This window comes from Sphingobium sp. TA15, from assembly GCF_037101235.1.
Lineage (GTDB): Bacteria > Pseudomonadota > Alphaproteobacteria > Sphingomonadales > Sphingomonadaceae > Sphingobium > Sphingobium indicum.
Genome location: NZ_AP025355.1, coordinates 296,195 through 308,641, shown reverse-complemented (window position 1 = coordinate 308,641; position 12,447 = coordinate 296,195). Strand labels below are relative to the sequence as shown.

The window sequence follows — 12,447 nt, the reverse complement described above, 5'->3', positions numbered from 1 at the left end:
TGAGGCGTTAGGCCGTAAACTCGTAAATGGCGCGTTCGAGGTGCGCCATTTACGAGTTTGCGGCCTAATAGGCTCGCCGGGTATAGCTGATCGATATGGCCGGGGTCTGGTAGACGATAAAGTTCAATGGCCGCGAATAGGTCATGGTGATTTCCCTGTAGGAAACGCCATATTGCGTGCCTTGGACGACCGTCGGATCATTGGTATAGGCGGGATCGAGGCCGAATTCACGGCTCCTCACCTTGGCGATGATCTCTTCGTCGGTGGGCCTGGGGAAGATGCTGGCATAGCGCGCGCCTTCGTCCACCGCGTGTTGCAGGCCGGTGCGCGCGCAGGCGATGATGCCCAGTTGCAGCGCGCCCATCAACAGCATGATGAACGGCGGCACGGCGAGGACGAATTCGATCGCCGCCGCGCCGCGCTGGTCCCGCGCCAGCCGGATCATTGCAGCCTCACCGAGGCCGAGCCGGTGAGTGCGATCCCCTGGGACGACCACAGGCTGTTGGGCATGAGCTTGGCGAACATCGGCGTATAGGTGCCTGAAATGGCGATCGCGACATAGCGCTTCGTCTGCTGACCGTCGGGGCATGGAACTTCGGGACTGGCGGTCTGCACGGTGGCATTGCAGAGCAGCGTGGGCGTGACGGTAACGTTGCCGGTCGGAACGCCGGCAGCGGCCGCCGCGTCGGCGGCCAGATTATTATAGGCCTTCGAAGTGTCGGTGGTGTCGTTGGTGTAGCCGCCCGCGGCCGCCAATTGCGCCGTGCGCTCCGCCGCGCGCTGGAGCCCGATCTTCGCCTTGAACGCCATGGCGACGTCGCCCGCCATGCAGGTCAGCAACACCAGGACAGGCATGATGATCGCCAGTTCGACCGTGCTGTTGCCGTATCGGTCGGAGAGCAGCCGCTTCATCATCCCACTAGCTTCACCAGCGTTGCCGTGAATTTGTCGACTCCCGTATCTTTGCATTGATTGACGATATTGCTGTTGCCGATGAAGGTGACGCGCTTGCCCACCATCTTCACGCAGTCGGTGGTCATGCCCGACGTGCCGCTGAACGACATTGCCTGGCCCGGAAAATAGAAAGCGCCTTGCAAGACCGAACTCGCATTGCCGTTGATCGTGTTGGTTCCCGAATCCAGCGCGCGCCGGTCCTGATAGAACAGGACGCCATGATAGGGGTTGGCGGTGTCCGTCGGCGCCTTCAGGTTGAGCGTCGCGCCCCCGTTGATGCTGACGGTCGCGATGGAACTGGGATTGCTGGCTGCGTTGCTGCTGGTCAGGATGATGGTGACATCGGTACCGTTGATCACCGCCTGCGAGCCCACATCGAAAGTGCCACCGTCGACATAATAGACGCCGGGTGCCATGGTTAGCGTGCCCTTGATGTCGAAGCCCTTGTAGCAGCCAGGTTGCAATGGTGGACTCACTACGCTTTGTTGTGGGTTGACGCTGACCTTGGCCGAACAGCCGGAAACGTTGGGAGTAGGTAGCCCAGCATAGGGATCCTGCACCGGAATGCTGTAGGGCAGCAGCGTGGTCGGCGAGACATAGTTGGAACTGGACGTAAGGCCGCCCACCGCCGCCACCGGAGTCGCCGCCACCGTGCTGCTGCCGCCTGCATAGACCGCGTTGGATGCCCGCGAATTGGTAACTATGCCGCAGCCCAGATTGACCGTGGCATTGCCCTGGAGCGTGATGCCGACCGTACTCGTCTTTTCCAGCGACACGACGCAATAATCGCCGCTGCCCACTACCGCAGCGGTCGCCTCGCCATAAATAACCGGCGCCTTCACCCCCAATATCTTCGAAAAGGGCAGTTCCGCGGAGGTTTGCAGCACCACCCTCACCGCCTGGGCATTGCCGGCGAATGGACCGCTGGTAGGCGCATTTTCGATCGTCGGAGTCTGCGTCAGGGCGACGAGCGCCATGCGGCTGATGTCCGCTGTCGCGCTGTCGGACGCGTTGAAGCCCTGCGCCACCGCATAAGCTCCCGCCAGCGCGGCGCTGTCCGCCTGCCGCTGGATCTGCCGTTTCCAGAGGGTCCATTGCACCGTATCGGTCGCCAGCCCCGCCGCGCCCACTAATAGGGGCATGGAGGCAGCCGCCATCATCAGGACATTCCCAGTCCTGTCCCGCAGCAATCGCCCCACCGCTCTGCCGAACATTCCCATTCCCTTTCTGCGCGGATCATCGCTCCAGAACACAGGCGGGATTTTAAATAATGCGGGTTAATGAATCATGATTTCCTAACATAAATTAGGTATATTTTATAGTATATATCCTTCGGTATAATTGTATATGGAAATTTAATTCGCAGATTTTGTATCTATGCCAAAAATAATATGAGAGAATTTATAAATGTTACATGAATATTATCATATATATTTGAAAAATCCCCCAACCATTATTCACATCCGTAAGTAACTCCTCAAAAGGCAGCCGCAAACTTCCTCCCGCATCAATGAAAATCCCGCGATTGCGGCAATATCCGCACATTGCGCGGATGCCCGGAGGCATGCCGAGGACGCATGCGGGAAGGTTCCTGCACATCCGTTTGCGAAAGCCGCGACAATTCCGCCGTCCTGTCATGCACGCGGGATGCCATCAGGTGGACGACGCCTTCCTTGCTGCGCTGCACTTCCCCTTCGACCAGCATCAGCCGCGACGCCATGACCGGGCGCCGCTGCATTTCGAACAACCGCGCCCACAAAAGGATATTGGTGATCCCCGTCTCATCCTCGATGGTGATGAAGACCGCATTGCCCTTGCCCGGCCGCTGCCGCACCAGCACCACGCCCGCCGTCTTCACCAGCGTCCCGTTCCTCGCCGCCGAAATCTGGGCGCAGCTCAGCACGCCTTCCGCCGCGAAGACCGGGCGCAGGAATTGCATCGGATGTCCCTTGAGCGACAGGCGCGTCACCAGATAATCGGCCTCGACATGCTCGGACAAAGCCATGGCGGGCAGCATCGCATCCGGCTCCTCCCCCAATTCCCGGGCCTTGGCGGCGGCGAACAGGGGCAATTCGTCCGAAGGCGTCCGCCGCGCTTCCCACAGGGCGGTCCGCCGGTCCTTCCCCAGCGAGCGGCAGGCATCGGCATCCGCCAGCAATCGCAAGGCCCGCGCCGGCAATCCCGCCCGCCGCGCCAGATCCTCCATGGTGGAAAACAGCCCTTCCTTCCGCGCCGCGACCAGTCGCTTCGCCCAATCCTCGCGAAAACCCTCCACCTGCCGCAGTCCCAGGCGCAACGCCAGGGCTCGCCCCTCTCCCTCGCCCCGCCCGCCGTCCCGCGACCGCAGCAGCGGTTCCAGCGCATTGTCCCACCCGCTCATATTCACATCGACATCATGCACGGTGACGCCATGCTCCCGCGCATCGCGCACGATCTGGGCCGGGGCATAGAAACCCATGGGCTGCGAATTGAGGAGCGCGCAGGCGAACACGGCAGGCTGGTGGCATTTGATCCAGGCCGACACATAGACCAGCCGCGCGAAGGACAATGCATGGCTTTCGGGAAAGCCGTAGCTGCCGAAACCCTCGATCTGCTTGAAGCATCGTTCGGCGAACTCCGCCTCATAGCCGCGCTCCACCATGCCCCTGATCATCTTCTCGCGGAAATGATGGATCGTGCCGACATTGCGGAATGTCGCCATGGCGCGGCGCAGGGCGTCGGCCTCCGCCGGCTCGAAGCCTGCCGCCGTGATGGCGAGCTTCATCGCCTGTTCCTGGAACAGCGGCACGCCATAAGTTTCGCCCAGCAATTTCTGCAGTTCGTCGGCCGGCCCATGATGCGGGGATGGCCGGGGATATTCGACCTTCTCGTCCCCGCATCGTCGCCGCAGATAGGGATGGACCATATTGCCCTCGATCGGTCCAGGACGAACGATCGCCACCTGCACGGTCAGGTCATAGATCGAACGGGGTTTCAGGCGCGGCAGCATGTTGATCTGCGCCCTGCTTTCCACCTGGAACACGCCGATGCTGTCGCCCTTGCACAGCATGTCGTAGACGGCTTCGTCCTGCGCCTCCATATCGACCGTCAACTGATGGTCGCCCAGCCCCTGTTCCCGCATCAGGTCGAACGCCCGGCGGATGCAGCTCAACATCCCCAGCGCCAGCACGTCGACCTTCATCAGGCCAAGGGCGTCGATGTCGTCCTTGTCCCATTCGATGAAGCTGCGATCCTCCATCGCCGCATGATGCAGCGGCACCGTCTCATCCAGCCGGTTCTGCGTCAGCACGAAGCCCCCCACATGCTGCGAAAGGTGGCGCGGAAAGGGCTCTGACAGCAACTGGTCGACAACCGCCTTCAACTGCGCGATCTGCGGATTGTCGAGCGCGAAGCCCGCCTCCACGATCCGGACGTCGTTCATGTCGCTCGAATAGCTGCCCCAGACCGTGCTGGAGAGGCGGGCCGACACATCCTCGCCAAGACCCAGCACCTTCGCCACTTCCCGCACGGCGCTGCGCGAACGGTAATGGATGACGGTCGCGGCGATCCCGGCGCGATGGCGGCCATAGCGTTCGTAGATATATTGCATCACCTCCTCGCGCCGCTCATGTTCGAAATCGACGTCGATGTCGGGCGGTTCGTTGCGATCTTCGGATACGAAGCGGGAAAAGAGCAGGTCATGCCTGAACGGGTCGATGGACGTCACCCCCAGCAGGAAGCAGACCATGCTGTTCGCCGCCGATCCGCGCCCCTGGCAAAGGATTCCCTTCGTCCGGGCAAAGGCGACGATGTCGTGCACGGTCAGGAAATAATAGGCATAGTTGCGCTTGGCGATGAGACTGAATTCTTCTTGCAGCGTCTGGCGCACTTTCAGGGGAAGGCGCGCGCCATAGCGGACATGGGCGGCGGACCAGGTCAGTTCCTCCAGCCATTGCTGCGCCGTCCATCCTTCCGGCACGGGTTCATGGGGATATTCATAGGAAAGCTGGTCGAGCGTGAAATGCACCCGGCTCAGGAAATCTCCGCTTTCCGCCACCGCTTCCGGGCAATCGCGGAACAGATGGGCGATTTCGGCAGGGTCATGGACATGCCTTTCCGCATTCGCCTCCAGCAGGCGTCCTGCCCTGGCGATGGTGGTGCCTTCGCGAATGCAGCCCAGCACGTCCTGAAGGGGACGCTGCGCCGGGCTGGCATAGAGCGCGTCCATGGTCGCCAGCAAGGGCACGCCCGTTATCGCCGAAAGCCCCTTGAACTGCGCCAGCCGCCGCGCATCCCGCCCATCCCGCCGCAATGCCGCCGCCAGCCAGACCCGGCGCGGCGCAAGATGCGACAATCGGACCAGCAGAGCTTCCAGGTCGGACGGAGCCGGCGGCGGCACGAGGCTGAGATGGCCCTGCCTGATCGCTTCCTGCGACGGCCGGTCGTCATGTTCATAGTCCACCGGCTTGCGATGCGCGGTCTGTTGGGTGGCGGTGGAGCCAGGCATCACGATCAGCAGCAGATCGTCCAGATAGGCGGTCAGATCCTCATAGCGAAGGATGCAGTCGCCCTTCACCGAACGGAGATTGCCGAGGGTCAGCAATTTGGTGAGCTCGCCCCAACCCCGCCGGGTCGCCGGATAGGCGACGATGTCCGGCGTGCCGTCCACGAAGACCAGCCTGGCGCCGACGACCAGCCGCAGGTCGGTCCGGCAGGCGCGCTCCTCCTCTTCGCTGAGTTCCAGCGGCTGTCCCGCTTCCTTGCGCGCCTCCAGCAAGGCGGCGCGCATCCGTTCGGGCCAGCGCTTGCGCGCCACATGGGCGCGGACCACCCCGGCGACGCTGTTGCGGTCGGCTATGCCCAGCCCCTCAAGCCCCAGGGCGATGGCGCGCGCCACCATGTCCTGCGGATGGGATGCCCCGCGCAGGAAGGAGAAATTGGTCGCCGCCACCAGTTCGGCAAAGGGCGGCGCCTTGGGCAATCCGGTCGGCGAAGGTTCGCCACGGGGCTTCCGGCGCGCCTTCTCCAGCGCGTTGAGTTCGCGCCGGTCGATGGATTTGGGCCTGGACGGGTCGGGGCCCTTGCCGTGGCGCTTCATGCGAACAGGCCATGGATGTACCAGCCGGGGTGTTCCGCTTCGGCGCCGTAAAGCCCGTTGCGGAATATCCAGTAGCGCCGCCCCCGCGCATCCTCGACCCGATAATAGTCGCGGGTCAGCCCCACGCTTTCCCCCTCCAGAGCGCCGTCCCTGGCCGTCCACCATGGGGGCGCGATGCGTTCGGGGCCTTCATAGCGCGTTACTTCATGCAATGCCTTGCGCCAGCGGAAGCGATGCGGCGGACCATCGGGCACCTCGGCCACCACGTCGATCGGCTGGGGCGGATCGAACAGATGCAGCGGGCGCATGGGCGGCTCCCCCTCCTCCCCCTCCTGCGGCCAGTTCATGGGGGCGCGGCTTTCCACGGCGGGCAGGGCAAGCTGGGCCTGTTCGGGGACATGGCTGTCCTTCGGGTGAAGCCGCTGGATGCGCGCCCGGCCTGCCCGGATCGACAGCCGGTCGACCAGGGCCGCGACGCTTTCCTCGCGACGCGCCTCTCCCCCTTCCAGCGCCAGTTGCGTCGGCGCCATCGGCTCCGCCCGCTGCACGGCAAGGCGCAGCATGTCGAAGCCGAAACCGGGGTCCAGCGGATCGGACAGCGCATCGATCCGTTCCTGCACCAGCCGCATGATCGCGGGCGCGTCCCGCACCGGCAGGCTGGTTTCCACCCGCAAGGGAAAGGCGAGGCCGTCGCTGCGGAAGAACAGCGCCTCGAACCGCCGCCCGCCCTGCCCGCGTTCGCTGAGCCGCTCCCCCGCCTCGGCCGCCATCTCCTCCAGCGTCCGGAGGGCAAAGGCGGTGCTGCCCATCGGCTCGGCAAAGCGCCGCTCGATCCGGATCGCCGGGCGCGACCGCCGGGGCGCGAGCGGCCGCCGCCCCAGCCCCAGCAGGTTATTCAACGCGTCCACCGCCTCCTCGCCGAAGCGCGACGCCAGGACCGCCGCCGGCCGCGCCGCCAGATCGCCCACCGTCCGCAACCCCGCCCGGCGCAGCGCCACCGCGCTTTCATCCTCCAGCCGCAACGCCTCCACCGGCAGGCGGCGCAGCGCCGCATCCTCGTCCGCCGCAGCGCCGACCGGAAAACGGCACAGCGCATGCGCGCCTTCCGCCGTTCCGGCAAGGGCATGGCGCACCCGCATGCCATGGCGCTCCAGCCGCTCCGTCGCCTCTCGCGCCAGCATGTCCTCCCCGCCCCAGAGATGCGCGCAGCCGCTAATGTCGAGCATCAGGCCGAAGGGCGAATCCAGCGCAGCGACCGGCGTATAGCGGGCGCAACCGTCGCAGAGCCGCTCCAGCCAGTCCTGGTCGCCATGGGGATCGGCATCGAACACGCGCAGTTCGGGCTCCCGCGCACGCGCATCGGCCAGCGTCATGCCGGGCGTCAGGCCCAGGGCCAAGGCATCGGCGTCGAGCGTCGCCAGCCGCATCGCGCCGCGCACCTGCTCGACGACGACGGCCGGTCCTTCGCCCTGCGCCCAGAGGTCAGGCCGCGCGATGCGCAGCCGGTCGATCGGCAGGAACGGGAACCACAGCGCCAGATAGCGGCGCTTGCCCATCGCGTCCTCCGCCGTCCCGTCCGCCGCCATCCTGTCCAAGGCCATGGCGTTCATCGCGCCCACCTTCCCTTTCTTCAAACATGCCCCGGCCATTGTCCCAGGCCAGCCGCCAGCAAAGCCCATCCCGCCCCGCCCGCCGCCGCAGCAGGCTGAGGTCGAAGGCGCTCCTGCCCGGCCCATTCCCCGGCAAGGGCGGCGATGGCGCCGCCGCCACGCGCCAGCGCGTGTCCGCCGCGCTCGGCACCGGATCGCCGCTTACCCGCAACAGGAAGGCCGTGACGCCGGACGACTCCGCCGCCAGCGCCAGCCGCCGGCTGGCGGTCAGGTCCAGCAAGGGCGCCGGACCGCGCAATTCCGCCAGCAGCGCGCCCAGCGCGGGGCAGCGCAGCGCATCGACCGCCGCCCGCAGCAGCATGGCCTCATCGGCCATCACGCCGATCAGCAGCCGGGCGGGATCGATGCCAAATGCCGCCAGTCCAGGACCATAAGGCATGCCTCCGGCCCGGCCCGCCGCCGCCGTGCGCAGCCAGAGCAGGGGCGCTTCCCCCGCCGCCAGCCGCGCTAAAATCAGGGCCAGGCCGGCCCCCGCCGCCGCTTCATCCGCCGCGGCGAAGAATTCATGCACACGGCCCCGCGCCAGACCGCCGTCCAGCGCATGGTCGAGCGGCGCATGGCCGGTTTCCACCCGCGCATGGGTCTGCGCGGCTGGAACGCCCTCCAGCGATGCGATATGCCGCCTGAGGGCGGCGAGGGTCTTCACCGACTCAGCCATATATGTTCCCTATTTGTTCTTTTCGTCGCAATGGCGGACGCTGTCAATCGGGCGTGAAGGCCCAAACCGGAAAAGGCGCAAGCGACGCCCGCACCCATCCATTTCCCAACCGCTTCCCCCATCAGCCTTTTTTCTGTAAGTTGCCGAAGCGGGTGTTACCGAGGCGACTCGAAATGCCGGATTGAAAGGCTGCGAGCGCCTGCCAATGTGGGAGAGGGCTTGTGCCGGTTGCGGTAGCCATCGCCATGCTCGTGGTCGGCTCGGTCGCCTTTCACCTGTTCAGTCCCTGGTGGAGCACGCCCATCGCATCCAATTGGGGATCGATCGATTCCGCGCTGGACGTGACGCTCTGGATATGCGGGGCGGCCTTTGTCGGGCTCAACCTTTTTCTTGCCTGGGCACTCGCCAAATATCGCCACCGCCCCGGCCACCGGGCGCATTATGAACCGGAAAACAGCACGCTCGAAAAGCGGCTGACCTTCTGGACCGCCATCGGCATCGCGGGGATGCTGGCGCCGGGCCTCGTCGCCTGGGGCAAATATGTGTCGGTGCCGAAAGAGGCCACCGTCATCGAGGCGGTGGGGCAGCAATGGCAATGGTCGTTCCGCTATCCGGGGCCGGACGGCGTGCTGGGCGCGGCGGGGGTCAAATATATCACGCCGGACAATGCCCTCGGCCTGGACCCGCTCGATCCGTTCGGACGCGACGACATATTGGTCGAAAGCGGCGACCTGCACCTGCCGGTCGGCAAGCCGGTGAAGATCGTGCTGCGGTCCAAGGACGTGCTGCACGATTTCTACGTGCCGGAATTCCGGGCCAAGATGGACCTCGTGCCCGGCATCGTCACTTATTTCTGGCTGACCCCGACGAAGACGGGCACGTTCGACATCCTCTGCGCCGAACTGTGCGGCACCGGCCATCATGCGATGCGCGGCAAGGTGGTGGTGGAAACGCCCCAGGCCTTCGCGCAATGGCAGGCGCAGCAGAGCAGCTTCGGCCAGATATTGGCGGAGACGCCCCCCGCCGCCATGTCGATCCTGCTGATCAAGGCCAATGCCTGCATCGTCCCTGCCTCCTGGAGCATTCGCTGATGGCTACGACCCTGGCCGACGACCTGCGCCCGCTGCATCATCCGCATGGCTGGATCACGAAATATGTCTGGAGCCAGGATCACAAGGTCATCGCCATCCAATATAGCGTGACCGCCATCGCCATCGGACTGGTGGCGTTGGTGCTGTCGGCGCTGATGCGGCTGCAACTGGGGTTTCCGGGGGTGTTCCCGGCGATCCAGCCCGACAATTACCTGCAATTCGTGTCGATGCACGGCATGATCATGGTCGTCTACCTGCTGACGGCGCTGCTGCTGGGCGGTTTCGGCAATTACCTGATCCCGCTGATGATCGGGGCGCGGGACATGGTGTTCCCCTTCGTCAACATGCTGAGCTACTGGTTCTACCTGCTGTCGGTGGTCGTGCTGGTGGCCGGATTCTTCGTGCCCGGCGGACCTACGGGAGCGGGCTGGACGCTCTACCCGCCGCAAGCGATCACCGAAGGGACGCCCGGCCACCAATGGGGCATAGCGACCATGCTGGTCAGCCTCGCCATCTTCGTCGCGGCCTTCACCATGGGGGGCCTCAATTATGTGACGACGGTGCTCCAGGCGCGGACGCGGGGCATGACGCTGATGCGCATGCCGCTGTCGGTCTGGGGCATCTTCACCGCGTCGGTGATGGGCCTGCTCGCCTTTCCGGCCCTGTTCGTCGCGGCGATCATGATGCTGTTCGACCATTTCGCCGGCACCAGCTTCTTCATGCCGACGATGCAGTCCATGGGCGCGATCACCGACACGCAGGGGGGAAGCCCCCTCCTGTTCCAGCATCTCTTCTGGTTCTTCGGCCATCCGGAAGTCTATATTGTCGCCCTGCCCGCCTTCGGCATCGTGTCGGACCTGATCAGCGTCCATGCCCGGCGCAACATCTTCGGATACCGCATGATGGTCTGGGCGATCGTCATCATCGGCGCGCTCAGCTTCCTGGTCTGGGCGCATCATATGTATGTGAGCGGCATGAACCCCTATTTCGGGTTCTTCTTCGCGACGTCGACCTTGATCATCGCCATTCCCACCGCGATCAAGGTCTATAACTGGCTGCTGACGCTGTGGCGCGGCGACATCCATATGCGCGTGCCGATGCTGTTCGCCATCGCCTTCATCTTCACCTTCATCCACGGCGGGCTGTCGGGGCTGTTCCTGGGCAATGTCAGCGTCGACGTGCCGCTGTCCGACACCTTCTTCGTCGTCGCGCATTTCCATATGGTCATGGGCGTGTCTCCGGTGCTGGTGATCTTCGGCGCCATCTATCACTGGTATCCCAAGATCACCGGGCGGATGTGGAACGAGACATTGGGGAAACTCCACTTCTGGATCACCTTCCTTGGCGTCTACGCGATCTTCCTGCCGATGCATTATCTGGGCATATTGGGCGTGCCGCGCCGATATTATGCGCTGGGCGATACGGCCTTCATCCCGCAATCGGTGCACCTCGCCAATCAATGGATCAGCATCGCCGCGCTGGTGGTGTTCGCGGCGCAGGGCCTGTTCTTCTTCAACATGATCTGGAGCCTGTTCCGCGGCCCCCGCGCCGATCCCAATCCCTGGGGCGCGGCCAGCCTGGAATGGCTGACCCCCGACACGCCGCCCGCCCATGGCAATTGGGGAACGCATCTGCCGGTGGTCCATCGCTGGGCCTATGACTACAGCGTGCCGGGGGCGGAACGCGACTTCATCCCCCAGACGGAGCCCAGAACGGAATTGGGCGGATGAGCATCATCACGCGCCTCACCGAAAAGAGCTGGGAGCCGGGCGATCCCGTCGAGCGGGAACGCCCCTCGGCGGCGGCGGTCGGCATGGTCGCCTATTTCGGCGTGGCGCTGGTGATGTTCTCGCTGCTCGTGGCGGTCTATCTGATGCGCATGGGGCTGCATGAGGCGATGGGCCATGCCGACGACTGGCAGCCGATGCCCGATCCGCCGCTGCTCTGGATCAACACGGCGGTTCTGATCGCCAGCAGCATCGCCTGGGAAGTGGCGCGGCAGAGGCGGCAGGTTCGCGCAGCATTGACCGGAACGGCCCTCAGCCTGCTCTTTCTCGCCGGGCAACTCATGCTGTGGTGGCATTATCGGACGGCGGGTTACGGCCTGTCCTCCAACCCGGCCAATGCCTTTTTCTACCTGCTGACGGCGCTTCACGGCCTGCACGTCGTCGGCGGCCTCGTCGCCGCCGGGCGGGCGCTGGCGAGGGCGAACATGCGCAATATCGCCCTGTGCGCCCTCTACTGGCATTTCCTGCTGGCGATCTGGCTGGTTCTCGCCGCTTTGCTGCTGTCGACCTGAGGATTAGCGCCATGGCCCAAGGCATCAGGGATAGGGAAGTCATCGCCCCCACCTTGCGGGAGATCGCGGCCGACTGGTCCGCCGACCAGGAAGTCTTCCGCCAGACCCATTGGGGCAAGGCGATGATGTGGATATTCCTGCTCAGCGACACCTTCATCTTCTCCTGCTTCCTGACCGGCTACATGACCGTGCGCGCATCCGCCGTGCTGCCCTGGCCCAACACGGCGGAGGTGTTCGCGCTCACCATCGGCGGGCAGAGCATTCCACTGATCCTGATCGCGATCATGACCTTCGTGCTGATCAGTTCCAGCGGCACCATGGCGATGGCCGTCAATTTCGGATACCGCCGCGACCGACGGAAGACGGCGGCGCTGATGCTGCTGACGGCGCTGTTCGGGACGACCTTCGTGTCGATGCAGGCCTTCGAATGGACCAAGCTGATCGAGGAAGGCGTGCGCCCCTGGAGCAACCCGATGGGCGCGCCGCAATTCGGCGCCAGCTTCTTCATGATCACCGGCTTCCACGGGCTTCATGTGACCTGCGGCGTCATCCTGCTGCTGATCATCGCCTATAAGGTCGCGCGCGGCCATTATGACCGCACCGGCGATTACAGCGCGGTCGAGATCGCCGGGTTGTACTGGCATTTCGTCGACCTCGTCTGGGTCTTCATCTTCGCCTTTTTCTATCTCTGGTGACGG

General features: G+C 64.5%; 10 protein-coding genes. 4 read left to right on the top strand and 6 right to left on the bottom strand.

What is annotated here, in order from left to right:
• Positions 1-64: 64 nt before the first annotated feature.
• The 6 genes from Sj15T_RS01585 to Sj15T_RS01560 all read right to left on the bottom strand — a co-directional run bounded on the left by Sj15T_RS01585 (position 65) and on the right by Sj15T_RS01560 (position 8,359).
• Entirely contained in the window at positions 65-445 is a 381-nt protein-coding gene (locus Sj15T_RS01585) for a TadE family protein (RefSeq protein WP_013039591.1), read from the bottom strand.
• The gene (locus tag Sj15T_RS01580; protein WP_007684687.1) at positions 442-915 is read right to left on the bottom strand and encodes a TadE/TadG family type IV pilus assembly protein; all 474 of its coding nucleotides are present in this window, start codon (positions 913-915) and stop codon (positions 442-444) included. The genes Sj15T_RS01585 and Sj15T_RS01580 overlap by 4 nt, the downstream gene beginning before the upstream one ends.
• A complete protein-coding gene (locus tag Sj15T_RS01575) occupies positions 912-2,168 on the bottom strand; it encodes a pilus assembly protein TadG-related protein (protein WP_013039590.1) in 1,257 nt (418 codons plus the stop codon). Before Sj15T_RS01575 ends, Sj15T_RS01580 begins: the two co-directional genes overlap by 4 nt.
• 293 nt (positions 2,169-2,461) lie before the next feature.
• The gene (locus Sj15T_RS01570; protein WP_013039589.1) at positions 2,462-6,031 is read right to left on the bottom strand and encodes an error-prone DNA polymerase; all 3,570 of its coding nucleotides are present in this window, start codon (positions 6,029-6,031) and stop codon (positions 2,462-2,464) included.
• Positions 6,028-7,617 (bottom strand): DNA polymerase Y family protein, encoded by a 1,590-nt coding sequence (locus tag Sj15T_RS01565; protein WP_041385774.1) that lies wholly within the window; start codon positions 7,615-7,617, stop codon positions 6,028-6,030. The genes Sj15T_RS01570 and Sj15T_RS01565 overlap by 4 nt, the downstream gene beginning before the upstream one ends.
• On the bottom strand, positions 7,514-8,359 hold the full coding sequence (locus Sj15T_RS01560; RefSeq protein WP_013039587.1) for a hypothetical protein: 846 nt from the start codon (positions 8,357-8,359) through the stop codon (positions 7,514-7,516). Before Sj15T_RS01560 ends, Sj15T_RS01565 begins: the two co-directional genes overlap by 104 nt.
• A gap of 221 nt (positions 8,360-8,580) precedes the next feature.
• Here Sj15T_RS01560 and Sj15T_RS01555 point away from each other — a divergent pair, with 221 nt between their 5' ends.
• From Sj15T_RS01555 to Sj15T_RS01540, 4 genes are read left to right on the top strand one after another with little or no spacing between them, the layout of a single operon-like run.
• On the top strand, positions 8,581-9,450 hold the full coding sequence (locus Sj15T_RS01555; RefSeq protein WP_013039586.1) for a cytochrome c oxidase subunit II: 870 nt from the start codon (positions 8,581-8,583) through the stop codon (positions 9,448-9,450).
• Positions 9,450-11,180, top strand: a complete 1,731-nt coding sequence (locus Sj15T_RS01550) for a cbb3-type cytochrome c oxidase subunit I (protein ID WP_013039585.1) — start codon at positions 9,450-9,452, stop codon at positions 11,178-11,180. Before Sj15T_RS01555 ends, Sj15T_RS01550 begins: the two co-directional genes overlap by 1 nt.
• Entirely contained in the window at positions 11,177-11,749 is a 573-nt protein-coding gene (locus Sj15T_RS01545) for a cytochrome c oxidase subunit 3 (RefSeq protein ID WP_013039584.1), read from the top strand. Before Sj15T_RS01550 ends, Sj15T_RS01545 begins: the two co-directional genes overlap by 4 nt.
• Before the next feature lie 11 nt (positions 11,750-11,760).
• A complete protein-coding gene (locus Sj15T_RS01540) occupies positions 11,761-12,444 on the top strand; it encodes a heme-copper oxidase subunit III family protein (protein ID WP_013039583.1) in 684 nt (227 codons plus the stop codon).
• The last annotated feature ends 3 nt before the right edge of the window (positions 12,445-12,447 follow it).